Source organism: Arthrobacter sp. B2a2-09 (assembly GCF_027587375.1).
Lineage (GTDB): Bacteria > Actinomycetota > Actinomycetes > Actinomycetales > Micrococcaceae > Arthrobacter.
The window spans coordinates 253,981-275,253 of record NZ_JAMXIC010000001.1 but is presented as its reverse complement, the minus strand read 5'-3'; the positions used below and the strand labels follow the sequence as shown (position 1 = coordinate 275,253).

Annotated in this window: 23 protein-coding genes; 10 read left to right on the top strand and 13 right to left on the bottom strand. The window is 63.5% G+C overall.

The genetic code is table 11. The features are described 5' to 3' along the window. Positions 1 to 44: 44 nt before the first annotated feature. The 3 genes from NFJ07_RS01330 to NFJ07_RS01320 form a co-directional block, all read right to left on the bottom strand. The gene (locus NFJ07_RS01330) at positions 45 to 392 is read right to left on the bottom strand and encodes a VOC family protein (protein ID WP_269991913.1); all 348 of its coding nucleotides are present in this window, start codon (positions 390 to 392) and stop codon (positions 45 to 47) included. A 74-nt stretch (positions 393 to 466) separates the two neighbouring features. Then, entirely contained in the window at positions 467 to 763 is a 297-nt protein-coding gene (locus NFJ07_RS01325) for a hypothetical protein (RefSeq protein WP_269991912.1), read from the bottom strand. 102 nt (positions 764 to 865) lie between these two features. Next, positions 866 to 1,258, bottom strand: a complete 393-nt coding sequence (locus NFJ07_RS01320) for a nuclear transport factor 2 family protein (protein ID WP_269991911.1) — start codon at positions 1,256 to 1,258, stop codon at positions 866 to 868. 175 nt (positions 1,259 to 1,433) lie between these two features. Between NFJ07_RS01320 and NFJ07_RS01315 the strand changes: the two genes are divergently transcribed. Continuing rightward, positions 1,434 to 2,285, top strand: coding sequence for an alpha/beta hydrolase (locus NFJ07_RS01315; RefSeq protein ID WP_269991910.1), 852 nt, complete (start codon positions 1,434 to 1,436; stop codon positions 2,283 to 2,285). Here NFJ07_RS01315 and NFJ07_RS01310 read toward each other — a convergent pair. Continuing rightward, complete coding sequence (locus NFJ07_RS01310; protein WP_269991909.1) at positions 2,282 to 2,743, bottom strand: group II truncated hemoglobin; 462 nt, start codon at positions 2,741 to 2,743, stop codon at positions 2,282 to 2,284. The two genes, NFJ07_RS01315 and NFJ07_RS01310, sit on opposite strands and share 4 nt — an antisense overlap. Before the next feature lie 143 nt (positions 2,744 to 2,886). On the opposite strand from NFJ07_RS01310, the gene NFJ07_RS01305 reads away from it, so the two are divergent. Both NFJ07_RS01305 and NFJ07_RS01300 read left to right on the top strand, forming a co-directional pair. After that, on the top strand, positions 2,887 to 3,570 hold the full coding sequence (locus NFJ07_RS01305; protein WP_269991908.1) for a hypothetical protein: 684 nt from the start codon (positions 2,887 to 2,889) through the stop codon (positions 3,568 to 3,570). A 129-nt stretch (positions 3,571 to 3,699) separates the two neighbouring features. Then, a complete protein-coding gene (locus tag NFJ07_RS01300; protein WP_269991907.1) occupies positions 3,700 to 4,152 on the top strand; it encodes an Hsp20/alpha crystallin family protein in 453 nt (150 codons plus the stop codon). 20 nt (positions 4,153 to 4,172) lie between these two features. Here the strand turns inward: NFJ07_RS01300 and NFJ07_RS01295 are convergent, their stop codons facing one another. Beyond that, positions 4,173 to 5,657, bottom strand: a complete 1,485-nt coding sequence (locus NFJ07_RS01295) for an MFS transporter (protein ID WP_269991906.1) — start codon at positions 5,655 to 5,657, stop codon at positions 4,173 to 4,175. Positions 5,658 to 5,893: 236 nt separating this feature from the next. Between NFJ07_RS01295 and NFJ07_RS01290 the strand changes: the two genes are divergently transcribed. Both NFJ07_RS01290 and NFJ07_RS01285 read left to right on the top strand, forming a co-directional pair. After that, complete coding sequence (locus tag NFJ07_RS01290; protein ID WP_269991905.1) at positions 5,894 to 6,139, top strand: hypothetical protein; 246 nt, start codon at positions 5,894 to 5,896, stop codon at positions 6,137 to 6,139. 110 nt (positions 6,140 to 6,249) lie between these two features. After that, positions 6,250 to 6,477, top strand: coding sequence for a hypothetical protein (locus NFJ07_RS01285; protein ID WP_269991904.1), 228 nt, complete (start codon positions 6,250 to 6,252; stop codon positions 6,475 to 6,477). Positions 6,478 to 6,486: 9 nt separating this feature from the next. Here NFJ07_RS01285 and NFJ07_RS01280 read toward each other — a convergent pair whose 3' ends face one another. The 5 genes from NFJ07_RS01280 to NFJ07_RS01260 form a co-directional block, all read right to left on the bottom strand. Beyond that, positions 6,487 to 6,900: a hypothetical protein gene (locus tag NFJ07_RS01280; protein ID WP_269991903.1), complete on the bottom strand. Its 414-nt coding sequence runs from the start codon at positions 6,898 to 6,900 to the stop codon at positions 6,487 to 6,489. A gap of 129 nt (positions 6,901 to 7,029) precedes the next feature. Then, positions 7,030 to 8,490, bottom strand: a complete 1,461-nt coding sequence (locus tag NFJ07_RS01275) for a rhamnulokinase (RefSeq protein ID WP_269991902.1) — start codon at positions 8,488 to 8,490, stop codon at positions 7,030 to 7,032. Further along, on the bottom strand, positions 8,487 to 10,526 hold the full coding sequence (locus NFJ07_RS01270) for a bifunctional aldolase/short-chain dehydrogenase (RefSeq protein ID WP_269991901.1): 2,040 nt from the start codon (positions 10,524 to 10,526) through the stop codon (positions 8,487 to 8,489). Before NFJ07_RS01270 ends, NFJ07_RS01275 begins: the two co-directional genes overlap by 4 nt. A 4-nt stretch (positions 10,527 to 10,530) precedes the next feature. Continuing rightward, positions 10,531 to 11,697 (bottom strand): L-rhamnose isomerase, encoded by a 1,167-nt coding sequence (rhaI, locus tag NFJ07_RS01265; RefSeq protein WP_269991900.1) that lies wholly within the window; start codon positions 11,695 to 11,697, stop codon positions 10,531 to 10,533. Beyond that, entirely contained in the window at positions 11,694 to 12,068 is a 375-nt protein-coding gene (locus NFJ07_RS01260; protein WP_269991899.1) for an L-rhamnose mutarotase, read from the bottom strand. Before NFJ07_RS01260 ends, rhaI begins: the two co-directional genes overlap by 4 nt. A gap of 181 nt (positions 12,069 to 12,249) precedes the next feature. Here NFJ07_RS01260 and NFJ07_RS01255 point away from each other — a divergent pair, with 181 nt between their 5' ends. Further along, positions 12,250 to 13,266: a LacI family DNA-binding transcriptional regulator gene (locus NFJ07_RS01255; RefSeq protein ID WP_269991897.1), complete on the top strand. Its 1,017-nt coding sequence runs from the start codon at positions 12,250 to 12,252 to the stop codon at positions 13,264 to 13,266. Here the strand turns inward: NFJ07_RS01255 and NFJ07_RS01250 are convergent. Then, positions 13,263 to 13,898, bottom strand: coding sequence for a TetR/AcrR family transcriptional regulator (locus tag NFJ07_RS01250; protein ID WP_269991896.1), 636 nt, complete (start codon positions 13,896 to 13,898; stop codon positions 13,263 to 13,265). The two genes, NFJ07_RS01255 and NFJ07_RS01250, sit on opposite strands and share 4 nt — an antisense overlap. Before the next feature lie 101 nt (positions 13,899 to 13,999). On the opposite strand from NFJ07_RS01250, the gene NFJ07_RS01245 reads away from it, so the two are divergent. The 4 genes from NFJ07_RS01245 to NFJ07_RS01230 all read left to right on the top strand — a co-directional run bounded on the left by NFJ07_RS01245 (position 14,000) and on the right by NFJ07_RS01230 (position 19,486). Then, positions 14,000 to 15,949: a primary-amine oxidase gene (locus tag NFJ07_RS01245; RefSeq protein WP_269991895.1), complete on the top strand. Its 1,950-nt coding sequence runs from the start codon at positions 14,000 to 14,002 to the stop codon at positions 15,947 to 15,949. Continuing rightward, complete coding sequence (locus NFJ07_RS01240) at positions 15,946 to 17,460, top strand: APC family permease (RefSeq protein WP_269991894.1); 1,515 nt, start codon at positions 15,946 to 15,948, stop codon at positions 17,458 to 17,460. The genes NFJ07_RS01245 and NFJ07_RS01240 overlap by 4 nt, the downstream gene beginning before the upstream one ends. A 27-nt stretch (positions 17,461 to 17,487) precedes the next feature. Further along, complete coding sequence (locus tag NFJ07_RS01235; RefSeq protein ID WP_269991892.1) at positions 17,488 to 18,015, top strand: hypothetical protein; 528 nt, start codon at positions 17,488 to 17,490, stop codon at positions 18,013 to 18,015. Positions 18,016 to 18,076: 61 nt separating this feature from the next. Next, entirely contained in the window at positions 18,077 to 19,486 is a 1,410-nt protein-coding gene (locus tag NFJ07_RS01230; protein ID WP_269991890.1) for an aldehyde dehydrogenase family protein, read from the top strand. Positions 19,487 to 19,545: 59 nt separating this feature from the next. Here the strand turns inward: NFJ07_RS01230 and NFJ07_RS01225 are convergent, their stop codons facing one another. After that, positions 19,546 to 20,733, bottom strand: coding sequence for a low temperature requirement protein A (locus NFJ07_RS01225; protein WP_269991888.1), 1,188 nt, complete (start codon positions 20,731 to 20,733; stop codon positions 19,546 to 19,548). A gap of 9 nt (positions 20,734 to 20,742) precedes the next feature. Then, the gene (locus NFJ07_RS01220; protein ID WP_269991887.1) at positions 20,743 to 21,228 is read right to left on the bottom strand and encodes an META domain-containing protein; all 486 of its coding nucleotides are present in this window, start codon (positions 21,226 to 21,228) and stop codon (positions 20,743 to 20,745) included. Positions 21,229 to 21,273: the final 45 nt, after the last annotated feature.

Here is a 21,273-nt window from a genome sequence, read left to right as displayed (position 1 = left end):
TCCTTTTCATCGAATGTCGCAAGCGTGCGCAATATCCTGTCGCTTCAGCCCGGCTGTTTGGGACGCCACACGCCGAAACGGTTGCCGTGCGGGTCCAGGAGGTGCGCGAACTCGATCGCGCCGTTGTCGACGAACGGGATGGCTACACTCGCACCGAGCGACTCGGCCCTGGCAATTGCGGCTTTCACATCGTCGACTTGCACGTAGAAGATCGCCCACGATGTTCCCTCGAGCGAGGAAGTATCCCACAGCCCACCCTTGTCGCCATTCACCATCTGGTAGCTGGCAGGCGAGGATTCACCGAAAGTCCAGTCGAAGAGTGAGCCGTAAAAGGCCCGCGCGCTCTCGGGATCGGGCGAACCGACTTCGAAGTAGTTCACTGTGGAGGCCAAGACTGTTTCCTTTCCACTTCCGCGAGAATGGACGGAGGCCGCCCGCGAGACCTGGGGGCGGCCTTTTCGAATAGTTAAGGCATGACGTTGTAGAGATCGACTCCTGTCTCTTCAGGGGCCGACTCGAATCCTCCCTCTATGCCCGCCTGCATGCGCGGCATGAGAATGCCGTCGCGGAATTTCTCCCAACTTTCCTTCGACTCGTGGACAGCCATGATCGTCCAACCGCCGGCCGACGGGCCTGCGGCATGGAAAGTCTGACCGTCGGGCAGGAGCCCCTCTCCTGGGTGAACAGCGGCAATTGACGCCTCGTATTGGTCCTTGGTGCCTCCTGGGAAGAAGTGCACGACTCCGTAGGGCGCGGCTTCCATCTCTGCTCCTTGCTGGTGTGGATGGGTGTGGACATGCCAAGCAATAGACCCCGTTACTCGGGATGTCAATGAGTTTTCATTGCCGGGATCCAAATCCGATATTCAGGTCCAGAATTCGTCTGCCTTAGCCGTGTCCTCGAAGAACTCCCGGCCCTCAACAACCTTTCCGTCGCGGAGCACGAAGGAGATGGCGGTTGCAACGTCCAGGGTCTTTCCGTCACTTTCAGCGCGGCTTTGCTGAAGCCCCACAGTGTGGTTTTCTCCGCCGACGATGTCTAGGACCGTCGCTTGGAAGGAACCTTGGGAACGCGCTCCCAGCTCGCCGAAATACGCCAGGATGGCGTCGCGTCCTTGCTTCGTCCCGGACAGCACTCCATTTCCAGCTGCGTACCAGACTGCGTCCTCCGCGAACAGTTCGCTGAGTGTCGCCAAATCACCTGCGTTAAAGGCCTCATATCCCCGCCGGACCAATTCAGCGTTTTCCGTAGCTCCCATGTTCGGATACCTCTCCGTCATCCTCGTCGGTCAATGGGACGGCTTAAGGCTATTCCTGGCCAGGGTGCCTGTCGATGGGAAATGCCTCGAGTTCGGGGAACATGCCAAGGGCCGCTACCGGCAATTCAGTGGCAAGCTTGACCACAAGTGGCCGCAGCCAATTGGAGGGTAAGCCGTGATTGACACCGCTGAGGCCGTTCTTCACGACGGCACAACGATCCCCCTAACCATCCACGGAAACGGACGCGCCCTGATGGTACCTGCCCGCTTCGCCGCCTATCTGCCGGAAGAGGCCGAAACGATGCGCCGCTGGGGCGCTGATCCGGATCTGGGACCCAACTTGGTCAACGGACTCGCGCGATCACACCGGGTGGTCGTTGCCGATTACGAAGGTCACCGGATGGCACACCCCGCACCGGACACCCTTACTCCGGCGAATGTCACGGCTGACCTCCTTGCCATCGCCGATGCCGCTGAGGCCGGCACCTTCGCCTACTATGGCTACTCCTGGCTGGCACTCTGTGGCTTGCAGCTCGCAATCCGCACTGACCGGCTCTGGGCACTGGTGATGGGCGGATACCCACCCCTCGATGGGCCTTACGAGAGCATGTTGGCGGTCACCCGGGCAGCGCACTCGATGTCCACCCAATCTGCCGATCTGGTTCCTTCACCCACCACTGAAGTTGAGCCCGGAGACTGGGACTCCGTGCCCGTACAAACGAACGAAGCACAAACCCGCCAATTCGTCACCCTCTACGAAGCCCTTCAAGACTTCTACGATTCCTCCGCCGAAGTCCCGCCGGGTTTGCCCCGTCTTGCCTTCGCAGGGGCGGACGACCGGATCGATTACGGCCCGGCCTGGGGCAACGTTCAGGTAAAGATCGGTGAGCCCCTGACGACACACAAGCAAGCCCTGCTTGACACCGGGTGGGATGTCCAAGTGCTTCCTGGCCTCGATCACATCGGGGCGATGCATAGCTCCGTCGTCTTGCCTATCCTGACGGACTGGCTCCGGAAGGTCGGCTAAGCTTCCTTCTCATCAACGAGCCCGTCCCAGGACCACGCCGGGATGCGAAGTCCCTCCGGGACGTCGTCTGCGGAGCGGTGGTACCTGGACATGGTGGTGGTGGTCGCCCAGGCGAAGTAGTCGTGCAGCACTTCCCAGAGGAGGCTGCTTCCGGTGAGTCCTACATCCGCCAGTGCCTGATCGAAGCAGGCGATCGCCCTGCGGTCCATGTCCTCATGTGGCCCGTTGCCGCTGTGCATCCGCACCACTGATGTCTCGTCACCGTAAGCGCCGGTATACGCCTTGGGGCCGCCCAACGCCTCCACCCAATAGGCGGCCAGACGCCTCGTGTGCTCGGGATGGAACCCATGGCTGAACGCATGCCCTACTACCTCGTCCGCCATGACCCTGGCATGCCAAGCGTCCGCCAGCTCGAAGAAGAAGTCGGCACCGCCCGCCGCCTCGAATACCGTCTGCATGCTGCAACGATGGCACGCTCCTCCCCCAAATGCCACGGGAACGGAAGCACGTCCGCCCCCGGAAATATTCCACTCAGCACAAGCTCAGGCCCTGCCGGCCGCGGCCTCTTGAGACACGTCCGGACCGGTGGGACGATAAAGCGGTGAATCCCTTCCTCGATTTCGTCAGCCACTTCTGGTGGCTGGTCTTTCCGCTGAGCGGATTGGCTGGCGGTTGGGCGCGGTCCTGGTCCAGAGCCAGCGAACGGCGGCACCGCCGTCGGGTGGAGCTCTATCAGCTCCAGAACCGCGCGGCGCAAGCGGAGCAGGCCAGCCAGGCCGAGGTCCTGCGGCTGCAAGAGGCACACGACGCCGTGAACCGGCGATGGCTCGAATACGAACTTGACGTCGGTAAACTCATTGATTTTCCGGTCATGTCAGACGTCCGCGAGCCGCTCACCGTGGCGTTTCTTCGGACCAAACGGGAGGCTGACGGCTTGCGCCCGGCAACTCCGGGAGAAATTACGACGACGGCACGGCTAGCGGAATATCGCACGGCCGTCCGCAGCTTCGAACTGGCGTTCGACGTGGCAGAACGGGAAGCCAAACGCATCAAGGACAGCAATTTCACTGAGCCCGAGCGCCAGCGGCTGGCAACCGCCAGGAAGCTGCTCAGGATCGCTTCGGACAGCGCAGCGACGCCGGCAGAACGGCAGACAGCGTACAAGCGCGCCCGGCGCGAATTGGATGGTCTGATTGTCCTGCCCGAAGCGACCATCGCAGCCCTGGAAGAGAAGATCGCGGGAATACTCGACGCCCCAAAGGCTCCGGACTTCCATCAAAGCTGAGACGCGCAATCGTCCTGCCGAGGGGCTATCCACGGGACGGGCTATCCATGGGACCGTGCTAGGCGTAGCTTTCTTCTCATCCCGGCAAGTCTGTATTGACTGGCAGCCGGTACCTACCAGGAGGTCATCATGGACAACCTATTCGGACGCGGCGGACTCGAAGTCCCGGAACCCCTCCGACGATTCCTTCAAGGCGAATCTGATCCTTCGCTCCGCATCGAACAGTACCAGGACGGGGACACGCTCGTCGTCAGAGTGGATCTGCCGGGAATCGACCCCGAGACCGACGTCGACATCAGCGTCGCCGACGACACGCTGCATATCCAGGCGCGGCGCGAGGAGGATGCCGAACGCGTGGACATGAAGGGTTACCGCACCGAGCTCCGCTACGGGGAACGGTCCCGCAGCATCCCGCTGCCCCGCGGAGTGAGCCAAGACGGCATCCTTGCCACATACGAGGATGGGGTCCTCGAAATCCGTATCCAGCTCCCGGAACATTCAGAGCGGCAGACCACGAAAATCCGCGTTGTCCGTACGGGTGGCAGTGAAACCAATCAGTCTCCGGAGGAGCCGGGAAACTAGCCCAGCCGGGGGACACAACCCTAAGGGCCCCCATTCCGCCCGTTTGGTCGCCGCACTTTTTGGAGCCGCGAGCCCGGCCCCTTGCCTTGGGGAGCGGTAACCTCCAGGGCGGTGGCGGGCATTGCGATGACAGCGACGACGGTGAGCGCGGCGCTCACAAGCACGGCGAGAAATACCGCAGCAGAGGCGAATACGATCGCCTGCGAATTCTTCCCGCCACCGGGGCTGCCGGCGTAGATTGCGTTGGCCACGGCTCCGAAAACTGCTACGCCCAGCGAACTGCCGATGGATCGCGCGAAGAGGTTGGTGCCCGTCACTACTCCTCGTTCGTGCCATTCGACACTGGACTGGGCTGCGATCAGGCTCGGGGTTGCAAGTAGCCCGAGTCCGAGCCCGGCGACAAAGCAGCTGCCTGCGACGAACCCGAGGTTCGGCGTGTAGGCCGTGATGGCGAGGGCCGCCGAACCGATGAGGGTGACCGTGATCCCGATCAAGGCTGTTGCCCTGAAGCCGATCCGAAGGTAGAAGCGGCCCGACTGCGAGGCGCTGATCGGCCAGCCGATTGTCAGGGCTGCCAGGGATAGGCCCGCCGTGACCGGCGACACCGAAAGCGCGCCTTGAAGGAAAGTGGGAACGTAGGAGGTGAGGCCAAGCACGATTGCTCCGGCGCCGAAGGAGATCAGCGCGGTCGTGCCGAGAAGGCGCCTCGAAACGACCCACGGCGGAAGGACAGGTTCAGCTGCTCGCCGCTCGACCAGGACGAAGGCAACGAGCAAAAGTGAACCAATCGCGAACACAGCAATGCTGATCGGAGAGTCCCAGGCCCATGCCTGCCCACCCTCCAGGGCCCCGAGGATGGTCAAGGTCAGCGTGACCGTGAGGAGGGCGGCTCCAAGATAGTCGATGCGGTGCTTTACCCGTTCGATGTTCTCGTGGAACCTTTGAACCAGCATCCACGCAGCCACAAGGCACAGTGGAATGTTGACCAGGAAGATTCCGCGCCAAACTCCCAGCGAAGAGAACACCCCACCCAGTGTTGGACCGACAACAGATGAGGTTGCCCACACGCTGGCGAGGTAGCCTTGCACCTTTGCGCGCTCGGCCAGGGTGTAAATGTCGCCAGCGATGGTTATGGCAACAGGCAGGACCGCGCCGGCACCCAGGCCCTGCACCACGCGAAAGGCAATGAGCGTGGGCATGCTCCACGCCAGCCCGCAAAGAATCGATCCGAGCAGGAAGAGTCCAATGCCAGTGAGAATGATCGGCTTACGGCCTGCCATGTCGGAGAGTTTCGCGTAGACCGGAACCGAGACGGCCTGCGCGAGCAGGTACGCGGAGAAGAGCCACGGGAACGAAGCGAACCCACCGATTTCATGCACAATCGAAGGCACCGCGGTCGCCACGATGGTGGCATCGATCGCGACGAGGCCGCTCGAGAGCATCAGCGCTATGAGTACCGGGCCCCGTTTGGAACGGAAGCCTACGCCGTCGCTTTGAGTTGCCATGTCATGGCCCCCGCTTGGAAACACTCTTCGCATCGTTTCTTGTCTGATCACGCTAGGCGCATCCGCAGCGAGACGCAATCACCAGCGGAACCCCTGAGCCGGCGTGGCCGTCGTCGCGACAGGGTCCGGATCTTCTCATAAGCGCATCCAAGCCCTAGCGTGGAATGAGTACCCTTCGGAAATGACCAGAGAGGGCCCCCGGCCACTCAACAGAACCGAGACCCAGGAGGCGCAGTATGAGTCTGTACCAGCCCGAACCAGTAGAAATCTCGACCAGAATACGTCCCGGTGAGTGGACCGAAGAAAGTCTCGGCGTCTTGGTAGCTTCTTATCGCGAAGACCTGCTCGGCATGGGGGCGTCAGCTTCCGAGATTGAAATCGTGACTGAACGGGACGCGCGTGGCGGGGTCAACGTCGTCGCCACATGGAACAAATCCCCGAACGCTGATCTACCCCGGGCACCCGGGGACGAGGACAGCTAACCCGCGAACGGACCCTGTCATTCCCCTATGCCCGGGCGTATCCTGATGACGTTTCCGGCACCGGCCTCGGCCGGCTTTTTTCTCTGCCCCCACTCAGTTAGGCGTCATCCATGGAGATGAATATCAGGGATCACTGGGACATGCTCAGCCCCGAAACGCGGCATTGGCTAACCGACAACCCTGGATGCGTGGTCTTGCCGCGAACCATCACGGAAATAATCCACCAGGAAACGGGCATCACTCCGGATGCCGACCGGCACAGCCAGGTCAGCCTCTCCCCCGAAGATCTGAGCTTCATCCGGGCCAAGGCTGAAGAAGCCCCGGCCCGGCCGAAGTAAAGGACCCAGTCAGTCGTCGCCGTCTTCATCCGGTGGCGCTGGTTGATCGCCTTCGGGTCGATCGGCTGCCTCACGTAGCGGTCCCACTGCGCCGTCCGCGCCGTAGTCCCCCTCGGCGTACTGACCGATTTCCGACTCTGCTGTGCGCCCCGGAACCGCTCCCGCCTCGCCGAGGTCGGCTTTTGCGTAGCGCCCGGATTCCTTGGCTTTCTCACCCAGGGGTTCGGGCAAGCCTCCTTGACTGCCGGCCGTGCCGTAGTCGCCTTCGCTGTATTGGCCTTCTTCGTCTTCGGAATGCCGCCCGGCCTGCGTTCCCGTCTTCCCGTAGTCTCCCTCGACGTACCGGCCCCGGAGTTCCGGTTCCTCGGGAGCTCCGCTTTTCTCTTCTTCAGTGGGTTCTTCGACGCCGCTGCTGTCGGTCATGATCTTGCCTTTCCCGCAACCAACCTTGCGTCTCTTCGGCGCCTTCTAAGTCTATCGAGGGGCTTTACGGCACAACAGGGCGCCTCCCGAACACTGTCGCGTCCGGACCAGAGGTGTAGGCGTTCAGCCCTAAGGATTGTGAAGTACAGCCGCCAGTTTCGGCTCGTAGCTTTCAAGCCCGACGCTTGCCCTCACGAGCGCCCGTAGTTCGGACCGGCCACCCGTAACGGCTCCTGCCGCTCTGGCCTGAACCAGCACGTTCCCGAGCGCCGTGGCTTCCACGGGGCCGGCAACAACCGTCTTGCCGGTGGCATCCGCGGTGAGCTGGCACAGCAGCCTGTTCTGCGAACCGCCGCCCACGATGTGGACCACGGACGTCGGCTTGCCGGACAGTTCTTCGGCGCGCGCCAGGGTCCTGGCGTAGGCGGCCGCGAGGCTGTCCAGGATGCAGCGCACGACGGCGGCCGGCCGGTCCGGGAGGATGGCACCGCCGGCGCGCACCGCGGCTCGGATGCGGTCCGGCATGTTGTCCGGGGCGATGAACGCCGGATCGTCGGCGTTGATTTGGGGGCCGCCGGCGGGAAGTGCCGCCGCGGACTCCAGGAGCGCGGCGAGTTCCTGCCGGTGGCCTTCGGCGGCCCAGGTGCGTTGGCATTCGCTGAGCAACCACAGCCCACCCACGTTGCGCAGGTACCTGATGGTGCCGTCGACGCCCCGCTCGTTGGTGAAGTTCGCCAAGCGGCTTGCCTCACCCAGGACCGGGGTGTCCAACTCAACGCCCACGAGGGACCAGGTGCCGGAGGAAATATAGGCGAAGTCTTCCTGCCGGGACGGAACGGCTGCCACGGCCGAGGCGGTGTCGTGCGATCCCACGGCAACCACCGCAGTCTCCGCTTCGAGGCCCGTCCGGGCGGCGATCTCCGGCAGCAGCGTGCCTACGGTTTCGCCTGGCTGGATGATGGCCGGGAACAGTTTTTTGGGGAGGCCTAACGGCTTGAAGAATTCGGTGGCCCACTCCCCCGCGACGGCGTCAAAAAGCCCGGTGGTGGAAGCATTCGTGGCCTCGGTGCGGCGTTGCCCGGTCAATTTGAACGCGATCAAGTCCGGGATGAGCAACGCCTGGACGCCGCGCAGTTGCCTCTCGGTGGCGAGCTGGTAGATCGTATTGAACTGCAGGAACTGCAGCCCGGTGGTGGCATAGAGCCGTGCCGGGTCCAGCACCTTGTGGACGTTCGCGACGGCGGTGCGGCCGCGCTCGTCGCGGTAGCTGAACGGACGGGTCCGCAGGGCGCCGGAGTGATCCACGAGTCCGTAGTCGACGGCCCACGTGTCGATCCCGATACTGACGATCCGCTCCCCGCTTGCGGCGGCCGTTTCGGCGGCCGCCGCAAGTCCCTTGAGCACCTCATCGAACAGGGCGTCGAAGTCCCAGTGGAGTCCGCCGTCGAGCTCTACGACCCCGTTGGGAAAACGGTGCACTGTTTCGAGCTCGGCGCGCCCGCCGGTGACGCGGCCGAGCATGACTCGGCCCGATGACGCTCCGATATCGACCGCAGCGAAAACGCCGCCGGCGTTGAACTGTCCGCTCATCGCAGGAAGGCCGCGGCGACGCCCGCGTCCACCGGGATGTGCAGGCCCGTGGTGTGCGAGAGTTCGTTGCTGGTCAGCACGGCGGCGGCGTTGGCCACGTGCTCGGGCAGGACTTCGCGCTTGAGCAGGGTCCGCTGGGCGTAATACTTGCCCAGTTCCTGCTCGTCGACGCCGTAGACGGCGGCGCGCTTGGCGCCCCAACCGCCGGCAAAGATGCCGGAGCCACGGACCACGCCGTCGGGGTTGATGCCGTTGACCCGGATGCCGTACTCGCCCAGTTCAGCGGCGAGCAGGCGTACCTGGTGGGCCTGGTCCGCCTTGGTGGCCGAGTAGGCGATGTTGTTCGGGCCGGCGAATACCGAGTTCTTCGAGGAGATGTAGACGATGTCCCCGCCTAGGCCCTGGTCAATCATGACCTTCGCCGCGGCCTTGGAGACCAGGAAGGAGCCCTTGGCCATGACGTTGTGCTGCAGGTCCCAGTCCTTCTCGGTGGTTTCCAGGAGCGGCTTGGAGATGGACAGGCCCGCGTTGTTGACCACCAGGTCCAGTCCGCCGAAGGCCAGCACGGCTTCCTGGATGGCGGCGGCGATCTGGGCTTCGTCGGTGACGTCTGCCTGCACGCCGATGGCGACGTCGTCTCCGCCGAGTTCGCCCGCGACGGCCTGCGCGTTGTCCAGGTTGAGGTCCGCGATGACCACGCAGGCACCCTCTGCGGCGAGGCGGGTGGCGATCGCCTTGCCGATGCCCGATGCCGCGCCGGTCACCAGCGCGATGCGCGTGGCGTGGGACTTGGGCTTGGGCATCCGAGCGAGCTTTGCTTCTTCCAGGGCCCAGTATTCGATCCGGAACTTCTCGGATTCCTCGATCGGCGCGTAGGAGGAGATGGCCTCGGCCCCGCGCATCACGTTGATCGCGTTGAGGTAGAATTCCCCGGCGACGCGGGCGGTCTGTTTGTCCTTGCCGTAGGAGAACATCCCGACGCCGGGAACCAGGACGATGGCCGGATCGGCACCGCGCAGGGAAGGGCTGCTTTCGTCTGCATGGCGGTCGTAGTAGGCCTGGTAATCCTCGCGGTACGCCGTATGGAGTTCCTTGAGGCGTGCGACGCTCTCCTCGATGCCGGCGTCGGCCGGCAGGTCCAGGACGAGCGGCTTGACCTTGGTGCGTAGGAAGTGGTCCGGGCAGGAGGTGCCCAGCGCACCCAGTCGGGGGTGCTCAGCCCCTTCGAGGAACTCCAGGACACGCGGATCGTCGCTGAAGTGGCCCACCTGAGGCTTGTCGGCCGAAGCGAAGCCGCGGATGGCGGGAGCCAGGGCGGCTGCCTTGGCGCGGCGCTCGGCTTCTGGGAGCGCGGCGTAGCCGGGGAGTTTGGCGCCGAATGGCTCGGCTTTGCCGTTCTCCGCGATGTAGCGTTCGGCCTGCTCGATGATCCAGAGGGAGTTGGCCTCGGCCTCTTCGCTCGTGCCGCCCCACGCGGTGATGCCGTGGCCACCCAAAATGGTGCCGATGGCCTGCGGGTTGGCTTCCTTGATGGCTGCAATGTCCAGCCCTAGCTGGAAGCCGGGGCGGCGCCAGGGAACCCACATGACCTTTTCGCCGAAGACCTTGGAGGTCAGTGCTTCGCCGTCCACCGCCGTCGCAATCGCGATGCCGGAGTCCGGGTGCAGGTGGTCGACGTGCGCGGCGTCGACGAGTCCGTGCATCGCCGTGTCGATCGAGGGCGCGGCGCCGCCTTTGCCGTGGAGGCAGTAATCGAAGGCGCCCACCATTTCGTCTTCGCGCTCGACGCCGGGGTAGACGTTCTTCAACGCACGGAGCCGGTCCAGCCGCAGCACGGCCAGGTTTTCGGGCTTCAAGGTTCCTAGGTCGCCGCCGGAACCCTTGACCCAGAGGAGCTCGACGTCCTCCCCGGTGACCGGGTCCGTCTCGGTTCCCTTGGCAGAGGTGTTCCCGCCGGCAAAGTTCGTGTTCCGCTTGTCCGCGCCCAGGCGGTTGGAACGGGCGATCAGTTCTTCAACGGTCTTGTTGTTGCTCATGTTCCTAAGCGCCCCATCCGGCTTGCTGGCCGCCCACGCGGTCCTCGTTGATCTTCTTCTGGTAGCCACTGGCCTTGAACGCGGTCATCGGGTCCGCGGGCAGGCCGCGGGATTCGCGCCACTCAGCCAGGACCGGCCGGACATCGGTGTAGAAGGCATCGTTGAAAATGCCGTTCGCCGCCAGGACATCGCCTTCGCGCTGGGCCTCGGTGAGCGCGTCCGTGTCGATAAGCAGTGCGCGTGCCGTCATTTCCTGGACGTTGAGCACGGAGCGGATCTGGCCCGGGATCTTCTCCTCCAGGTTGTGGCACTGGTCCAGCATGAGGGCGACGCCGGAGTCGCTCCCGAATCCGCCGCCGCGGATGACCTCGTGCATGATGCGGAACAACTGGAAGGGATCCGCGGCACCGACGATCAGGTCGTCGTCGGCGTAGAAGCGCGAGTTGAAGTCGAAGGAGCCAAGCTTGCCGAGGCGCAACAGCTGCATGACGATGAACTCGATGTTGGTGCCCGGGGCATGGTGGCCGGTGTCCAGGCACACGAACGCCTTCTCCCCCAGCGCCAGCGTCTGCGCGTAAGAGGTACCCCAGTCCGGAACGTCGGTGTGGTAGAAAGCCGGCTCGAAGAACTTGTACTCGAGGACCAGGCGCTGTGTCTCGCCGAGGCCTGCGTAAATCTCTTGCAGGGATTCGGCCAGGCGGTCTTGGCGGCCGCGCATGTCGTCCTGGCCCGGGTAGTTGGTGCCGTCTGCCAGCCAGATCTTCAGGTCCCGGGAGCCGGTGGCGTGCATGATGTCGATGCACTCCCGGTGGTGGTCGATCGCCCGGCGGCGCACGGCTGCGTCGGAGGAGGTCAGGGAGCCGTACTTATATTCATCGTCTTGGAAAGTATTCGAGTTGATGGTCCCCAGACCGACGCCAAGCTCTGCCGCGTACTCGCGGAGTGCGGTGTAGTCATCCACCTTGTCCCACGGGATGTGCAGTGCGACGGTCGGCGCGAGGCCCGTGAGTTCGTGGACTTTCGCGGCGTCGGCCAGCTTCTCCTGGATGGTCCGCGGGGTGCCGGGCGCGCCAAACACCTTGAAGCGCGTGCCCGAGTTGCCGTAGGCCCAGGAGGGGACCTCGATGGCCAGTTCCCCGAGGCGGCCTAGGGCCGTTTCCGTGGTGTTCATGATTGTTCCTTCTGCGGTTGGTGGTTGCCCTCAGAGGCGTTGGCTGTGGACAGCTGGTCCTCGAGATTGAAGATTTCGGTGAGCTGGACGAATCCTTGGTCGGGTGCCTGTGCGTTGCCTTCGAACAGGAGTGCCATTTCTGCCTGCCAGCGGGAATTCACTTCGCTCAGGGCCATTCGGGCCCGTGCCGCGTCGAAGTCGTCGCACTCCACGTATCCCACCAGCAGCCCGTCGTCGGCGAGGAACAACGAATAGTTGTTCCAGCCGGCCGCTTTGAGTTCCCGGAGCATCTCCGGCCACACGGCGGCGTGACGGCGTCGATATTCGGGAATCCGGGCGGGTTTGACCGAGGAACGGAAGCACACCCTCATGTGGAGTTCTCCTTGCTCAACAGTGACTGAAGAATTTGTATTGAATCGATTCATCCATGAACCTACTCACACGTTAGGGCCTGCTTCCATGGCGTGTCAACAGGCAAACACGAGGATGGCCACTGTGAACGCCGTAACATTGATGAAACGGATTGATTCGATTCATCAATGGAGGTTCAGCGTGCCAAGCGGCCCGGGAGCAAAGCTGACAGACGTAGCCGCTCTTGCGAGAGTTTCGGTCGGCACGGTTTCGAATGTCCTCAACCGGCCGGACCAAGTGTCGTTCGACAAGCGAAGCCGGGTTCTGGCCGCCATCGACGAGCTGGGATTCGTGCGCAACGAATCGGCCCGTTCGCTGCGCTCTGGATCCACCAGGAGCCTCGGCATGCTGGTGTTGGACGTCCGCAACCCCTTCTTCACAGATGTCGCTATGGGAGCTGAAAACGTCGCCGAAGACCACAAGCACTCCCTGATCCTGGCCAATAGCGCCGAAGACGCCGGCCGCGAGCAGGCATATCTGGACCTGTTCGAGCAGCAAAGGGTCCAAGGCGTTTTGATCACTCCGTACGGACAGGTTCTTCAACGGCTCGAAAGAATGCGCGATCGGGGCATCCCTTCAGTACTCGTCGACAGGCTCGCAAGCACGGATCAGTTCTGCTCGGTCTCAGTGGACGACGTCGCCGGCGGTGCCACGGCCCTGGAGCATCTCGTCAGCGTCGGTTCGGTACGCCCGGCATTCGTCGGCGGTCCCTTCACACTGCAGCAGGTCGAGGACCGATACCGGGGCGCTGCCGATGCGGCAGCACGTGCGGGAGTCCCACTTCAACTTTTTGAAACGCCCGATCTCAAATTCGAGCGCGGGCGCCAGGTTGGCGATCTCATGGGGAATCTCCAGCCAGACAAGCGTCCGGACGCCGTGTTCGCCGCCAACGATCAATTGGCTCTAGGGCTCTTGCAATCTTTCGCGGCCAACGGGCTCCGCGTGCCCGAGGACATTGCAATCGTCGGCTTCGACGACATCGATTTCGCCTCCCAGTCGAGCATCCCGCTCACGTCCATCAGCCAGCCGAGGCAGCTGATCGGCGAGCGTGCCGCCCAGCTCCTCTTCGACGAAATCGACGACGAGCCCGGCCACGTGCACAGCCAAGTGGTGTTCACGCCGGAACTCGTGGCCAGGCAGAGCACCCGGCGCCGTTAAGGGGAACCCTTAGAGCCGCCCGTCGGCACCAGCGCGCCTTTTTCGGATGCAATGGGCGAAATATAGGTCTCCAGTTGGGACCGCAGCTGATCCGCTGAGTGGTGCTCGGGTGTCAGCGTGGCCGTGATTTGGGCACCGAGCGCGAACGTCATGATCCCGCCGACGATGTCGTCATCGTTCAGTCCCTCCTTCAGTTCGCCAAGTTCCCTGGCTTCACGGAGCTTGTCGAACAGGGCTTCACGCCATTGCTCCATCGAGGAGTCATGCAGCGCGGCTTTCGCCGGGTCCGTCAGTGCGCGCTGCCAGAAGGCGATAGCAATCCGGGCCTCGTTGAGCCTCTCGGCATCGAGCGGCAGGATTTCGTGGCAATAGCTGCGCAACGCAGACAGGCCTCGCCGGCCGGCAGTGGAGTCGCTCATGCGGGTATTCGTCTGGTTGAAGACGTGGCCGAAGGCAAACGTCAGGAGATCGTCCTTCGTGGGGAAATACGGCTTGAGCGCGCCGTTGGCAAAGCCTGCCTCCGTAGCTATCTCGCGCATGGTGGCGCCCTCGATTCCCCTGCTGGCGATGATCCGCCACGTGGCTTCGACAAGCTCCACCCGGCGCTTGTCGTGATCTACGATCTTCGGCACGCTTCCCCAAATCTTTTTTTCTACAACCGTTGTGACTCAGATTACACGATGCTATTCTCTACACACATAGAAAATAAACCCGCCACTCACAAAGGCCTTCCATGAGCACAACTTCCTCCCCAGAAATCGCCGAAACGGCTGGCCACGCCGGACTGTCTCCTTATGCATTGCCGAGTGCCGAAGACATCACGGCGGTCCGGGGTATCTTGGCCGGCGCCGAACTTTTCGACGAATCCACCCGGGTCGCCTACCTTGGCCTCGTTGAGCCACCGCGGAATGCGGAGGCTGTGGACCGCAGGTTCAGGGCGTTCCTGCACAACGTTTCGTCCGGTGCGGCACAAGACGTCGTGGTCTCGGTGACACATCAGGAAGTCGTCTCGCAAGTGGAACTCGATACCTCGGTGACGGGCGAGCTTCCGGTCATCGAAGAAGAATTCGAAGTGGTTGAAGAGATCCTCGCCCAGGACGAACGATGGCTCAAGGCCTTGGCTGACCGCAATCTCGATGTCAGCAAAGTCAGGGTCGCTCCCCTGTCGGCCGGGGTCTTCGAGTACCCGGAAGAGAAAGGCCGCCGGATTCTGCGAGGCCTGGCTTTCGTCCAGGAATTCCCCGAGGACAGCGCCTGGGCCCACCCCGTGGATGGGCTGGTTGCCTACGTCGACGTCGTGAGCAAGACCGTCGACCAGGTCCTGGATTTCGGACCGGTCCCGGTGCCGGAAGAACACGGCAACTTTACGGATCCTGAGCTGACCGGACCGATGCGCACCACCCAGAAGCCGATCCACATCACCCAGCCGGAAGGTCCTAGCTTCACCGTCCACAACGGAAACCACGTCGAGTGGGAGAAGTGGAGCCTGGACATCGGCTTCGATGTCCGGGAAGGCGTAGTTCTCCACAATGTGGCGTTCGACGACGCCGATCGCCGTCGCAGCATCCTCAAGCGCGCTTCGATCGCGGAAATGGTGGTTCCCTACGGAGATCCCTCCCCCGTGCGCTCCTGGCAGAACTACTTCGATACCGGCGAATACCTCGTGGGCCAATACGCCAACTCGCTCGAGCTCGGCTGTGACTGCCTCGGCGAAATCACCTACCTCAGCCCGGTGGTCAGCGACGCGTTCGGCCGGCCACGCGAAATCCGCAACGGAATCTGCATGCACGAGGAGGATTGGAGCATCCTCGCCAAGCACAGCGATCTCTGGAGCGGCGTGAACTACACGCGCCGGAACCGCAGGCTCGTCATCAGTTTCTTCACCACCATCGGCAACTACGACTACGGCTTCTACTGGTACCTCTACCTCGACGGCACCATCGAGTTCGAAGCCAAGGCCACCGGCGTCGTCTTCACCAGCGCCCACCCCGGAAAAGGCTACCCTTACGCCTCGGAGCTCGCTCCCGGCCTCGGGGCTCCCTTCCACCAGCACCTTTTCAGCGCCCGCCTCGACTTCGCCATCGACGGCCTGAGCAACAGGGTCGAGGAAGAAGACGCCGTCCGCGTACCCATGGGAGAAGGCAACGAACGCGGAAACGCCTTCGCGCGCCGTCGGACGGTGCTCAAGAACGAATCGGAGGCTGTGCGCGAGTCCGACATGGCGGCCGGACGGGCTTGGATCATCTCCAATCCCGAATCACTCAACCGCCTGGGCGACCCCGTGGGGTACAAACTCCATGGACAAGGGCATCCCATGCTCCTGGCCGACCCCGAATCATCCATCGCCCAGCGTGCAGCATTCGCTACGAAGGACCTGTGGGTAACGCGCTACGACGAGAATGAGCGCTACCCCAGCGGCGACTTCGTCAACCAGCACTCCGGAGGAGCCGGATTGCCGTCCTACATTGCTCGCAACAGGGACATCGACGGACAAGACATCGTAGTGTGGCACACCTTCGGGCTGACCCACTTCCCCCGCCCCGAGGACTGGCCGATCATGCCCGTCGACACGGTGGGATTCAAACTGCGCCCCGAAGGCTTCTTCGATCGGAGCCCCGTCCTCGACGTCCCCGCGTCGAAGCCCGCCGAAGGCGGCCACTGCCACATGGAGGCCCAAAAATGAGTTTAACAACCGGAAAAGAAACCACCGAGGCGGCCCACCCGCATCACAATCGACGCCGTCTCGGCGTCCCGGCGGTGACTTTCATGATCATCGCAGCATCGGCACCGCTCACCGTCCTCGCCGGCGGGGTGACGACGACGTTCGCCGTCACCGGGGTCACCGGCGTGCCGCTGTCCTTCCTGCTGCTCGGCGGAACCCTCGCTGTGTTCGCGGTCGGCTACGCGGCAATGAGCCGGTACGTCGTCAACGCGGGCGCCTTCTATTCCTACGTGGCGCAGGGCATCTCCCGGCCGGTTGGCGTCGGGGTTTCCATGGTGGCGCTGATGGCCTACAACCTGATGCAAGTCGGCATCTACGGGCTCTTCGGCTTCACCGTCTCGAGCCTGATCAACGAACGCTTCGGCGCCACGGTCCCCTGGTGGATTCCGGTGCTGGTCTGCATCGCCGTCGTCGCATTCCTCGGCGTGAATCGGGTGGACTTGTCAGCGAAGGTCCTCGGGGTGCTCGTCGGCCTGGAGTTCCTCGTGGTGATGGTTTACGACGTCGTCTCCTTTGCCGTGGCACCCGAGGGAGTCAGCGGAGCGCCGCTCAGCCCGCAGAGCCTCTTTGTACCGGGCGTAGGGGCGGTCCTCTCCTTCGGCATCGCGGCGTTCATGGGATTCGAGTCGGCCGCGATCTACGGCGAGGAAAGCAAGGACCCCAAGCACACTGTCGCCCGGGCCACGTACACCGCGGTGGCCATCATCGCCCTGTTCTACGCTGTTTCCTCCTGGGCCATGGCGGTTGGAACCGGACCGTCCGCGGTGGTCGATGCATCCGCAAAACAAGGCCCCGACCTGATGTTCGGCTTCCTGAGTGACCACGCCGGCGTCCTTCTGGCCGACCTGGGCCGCCTGCTCTTCGTCACGAGCCTCTTCGCAGCCTTGGTCAGCTTCCACAATGCCGCAGCGCGTTACTTTTTCTCCCTTGGCCGGGAGCAAGTCCTTCCCCGAAAGCTGGGTGCAGTACGGCGGCACAGCGGCGCCCCGTACGCCGGGTCGATCGCCCAGACGGTGATCGCCGTCGTGGTCACGGTGGCGTTCGCCATCGCGGGGACCGGATCGTCGCTGGGTGATCTCTACCCTGTCCTGACCATGTTCACGTGGCTGACGAACGACGGCGCGATGGGACTTGTCCTCTTGATGACCGTTGTTTCACTGGCAGTCATTGGATTCTTCCGCAAGAACAGGCATGACGCTGGAATCTGGACCCGCGTGATCGCCCCCGCCCTGGGGTTCGTGCTCTTGGCGGTGATCTTCGTTCTGATCGTGGTCAACTTCAACGTACTGCTGGGCCAAAACGAGACCAATGCCCTGACGTTCATCCTGCCGGCCACGATCATAGTTCCCGGATTGGTGGGGGTCGCCTGGGCGTTCCGCCTCCGCCGGAGCAGCCCTGCCGTATATCGGCGGATCGGGCACGGCGAAGAGGGGCCAGCGGCCGTCCACCTCGGAAACGAAGAAGGCTTGTAGCGCTGGGACTGATGATCGGTGACCAGCATGCACACAACCCTTTCGATAGTCATGTTGGCCTGCTGCGCCCTGGGAATCTGGAGCCCGATGCGCGAAGGCCTGGTCAGGAACCTCAGCCAGTGGGGACCGATGGCACTCATGCTGGTGGCGATGGCGGACACGACTGTCGGGCCGGGAATCATTCCAGGCGTTGTTTGGGGCCTGCTCTTGCTTCTCACGTCCCCTCTTCCGCTGGTGCTCCTGCCCAAGGATCGCCGCGGCGGCATGGAAATACACCGCTCGCTGTCAATCCTGTCCGTGTTCGCCATCCTCGTCACAACCCTTCCCACCGCCCCATCCGGTTCTGTACACCAAGCCCATGCGCATTCAGGACTTGGTGGAGCGAACCCCGTCCTGGCAGTTGCCCTCGCCGCAGCGGTCATCGCCTACTCGATCGTCCTGGCGGCCCAAACGGTTAGGCGAAACGGGCGCGGACACAGTCGTCACGCGTCTGCACCGCTTGAGGCCCTCTCCTCGGCGGGTGCCCTGGGCGCAATGCTCCTGATGGCAGTCTGAAAGACCGCCTTTTAGAACACCGTTCTTCGAAACCAATACCAACTCAGAGTGGAGTAACCCCTTGGAAAGCTACGACGCCCTCCTGGCTTCAATCACCCCGACCACCGGCGAAACCCGGACCATCCTCGACCCTGCCACGGGCACCGCTGTCGGCGAGGCCCCGGTTCACACCGTCGAGGACCTTGAGCGCGCAATCGCCGCCGCCCAGGCGGCCCAGCCTGCGTGGGCTGCGCTGGGCCACGACGCCCGCTCCGCCGCGCTCCTCAAGGCGGCCGACGCCGTCGAACGCTCCGCCGAAGAACTCGCCCACCTGCTCTCCCGTGAGCAAGGCAAACCGCTGAATGGCCCCAACGCCCGTTTCGAAGTCGGCGCTTGCGCCGCCTGGCTCCGCGCTGCCGCAGCCACGCCGCTGGACCCGGAAACCGTGGTGGACGACGGCGAAACCCGCGCCGAACTGCACTACCGCCCCATCGGCGTCGTCGGCGCGATTGGCCCCTGGAACTGGCCCATGATGATCACCATCTGGCAGATCGCCCCCGCCCTGCGCATGGGAAACGCCGTGGTCGTCAAGCCCTCCGAATACACGCCGCTGTCCGTGCTCGCCCTCGCCAAGGTCCTCAACGAGGAACTCCCCGAAGGCCTCCTCACAGTGGTCTCCGGCGGCCGCGACGTCGGCGCCCGCCTCGCCGAACACCCGGCCATCGGCAAGGTCATGTTCACCGGCTCCACCGCCACCGGCAAGGCGATCATCAAGTCCTCCGCGGACACCGTCAAACGCCTCACCCTGGAACTCGGCGGCAACGACGCCGGCATCGTCCTTCCCGACGCCGACCCCAAGGCCATCGCCGAAGGCCTTTTCTGGGGCGCGTTCATCAACACCGGCCAGACCTGCGCGGCACTTAAACGCCTCTACGTCCACGACTCGCTCTATGAGGCAGTGTGTTCCGAGCTTGCCGCCGTTGCCGCCGCGATGCCCATGGGCAACGGGCTCGACGAAGCCAACGTCCTCGGCCCCCTGCAGAACCGGCAGCAGTACGACATCGTCGCGAAACTCGTGGACGCAGCCCGCGACTCCGGCGCCCGCATCCTGCTCGGCGGCAACCCCGACGACAACCAGCCCGGCAACTTCTACCCCACCACCCTGGTGGCCGACATCGACAACAGCAACCCCCTTGTCGCCGAGGAACAGTTCGGCCCGGCCCTGCCCATCATCCGTTACAGCACCGTGGACGAGGCCGTCGCCAAGGCGAACGCGCTCGACGTCGGACTCGGCGCCTCCGTCTGGTCATCGAACCTGGACGAGGCCCGCGACGTCGCCGCCCGCCTCCAGGCCGGAACCGTCTGGATCAACAAACACGGCGCCGTGGACCCCCGCATCCCCTTCGGCGGCGCGAAACAATCCGGCTACGGCCTCGAATTCGGCGTCGAAGGCCTCAAAGCCCTCGGCGTCCCGCAGATCATCAACGGCTGACTCCCACCCAAGTAGCTCGCAGTTGTTGTCGTTATGAGCGCTCAAAACGACAACAACTGTCAGTCAGTTGGGCTGATCGCGCTGCGGCGTCGCCTTTGAATCTCCACGTACGCCGTGACAAGGAGCAAGACAACCACGGCAAGGGCCAAAACGACGGCGGCGGGAACCACAGCGCTCACCGGTATGAGCAAAACGGCGATCACCACTGTCGGCACCGCCCATGGCAGCACTGCGCGCGGCCGCCGACCGTAGCGAAGCGACACGATCGCATTGCACGCATAGAAGAGGGCTAAACCTCCGCCGAGCGAAATCCCGGAACCGAACGGCAAGTGCTCATAGGGAGCAGGAATGGCGGTCGCGATTGCGCCGGCAATCGCAGTCACGCCCAGTACCAGGAGAAACGGCAGGAACAACGTCGTCTGTAGGATCCCGGCGAAATCGGACCGGGCTTGTAGGCGCTCGAGCCCCGCGGTGATGGTCCCGGTGCCGTATTGGAAAAACGCCCAGCCGAGGAAAGCAACAACGAGGAATCCAAGCGCTCCGACCAGTCCCGCGCCCGGGCCCCAATCATCAGACACCTCAGTGACGATCGTGAAGATGGACTCGCCGAGGACAATGACGACGAACAAACCAAGCCGCTCGGAGGCATGCTCGATGTTGATGCCCCCGATGCCCCGGTCAGGCCAAAGGAGGGCGCTAACCGCCACCATGCCAACCTCGACGACGATCGCGGCAGCCCACAGGAGGACAGCAATGTGGAGCGGCAGGAAGGCCGCAATGAGCCAGAGGGCAGCCGTGCCGCCGTTGTAGGTCCAGATGCGCCACGGAGTTTCGGACGAATTTTCGCGGTGTTGGTACAGCCACAAGATCAGCAGGACAACGCGTATGGCAGCATTGGCCAGCGAAAAGGCCCAAGCCCGTTCGCCAAAGGCGCCGGGCGCGGCGGCGGCCATGACGCTCGCCGCCGCCATGGCAGCGAGCATCGCGACACCCAACGCCCGGGACGACAAGCCGGGCAGGAGGTTGACTACGGAAACAATGTTCACCCAAGCCCACCACGCCGGAAAGAAAAGCAGGACGAACGTACCGAATTCGGCCCATCCAGGATCGCCGTGGATCCCACGGGCAAGCTGCCCGACGAATGCCACAAAGACGAGGTCGAAGAACAATTCCATCCAGTGCACGCGGCGAGGGTCACGGGCAACCTCGTGTGTCAGCGCGCCAGAAGCCGACGACTTATCCATCATTGACCCATGCTATTGGCTACCGGACTTGCCTTTGAAAATGAGCGTGTCGGAGCCGCTCTTCCAGTTGAGCGTGCCTTGGCTAAATGACATTTCAATGGGTCGCTTCAGAAAATCCACGAACCACTGTTCCTGACTGGCGGCATCGCGGGCACACCCCATGGCGCCGATCGCGATCCCTCCGACCACTAGCGTGTTCCCCGTGATAGTGGCCGGTCCGCTGACAGGCGAGCATGGAGTTTTCGCGGAGACGTGGAGGGAACCATCCAGGGTACTCAATTTCACGGTGAGTCCCCCTGATGCCGCCCAGGGCAGGTCAACGCCGTCGGCTGCGCCGGCGATGCTGACGTACGTACTACAGGGAGCCGACGTCAGGAAGGCTGCGCACATTTCCCGCGGAGGCGCAGACGTTGTCACAAGGGACGCGGGGCCGGTCCGGGGAGGCGTGGGGATGGCCGTTCCGGGCTCGCGCGCCTGGTTGGACGCACACGAAGTCATGACCGTTCCGATAAGAAGCAGAAGAATTAGCTTTCGATGCAGACA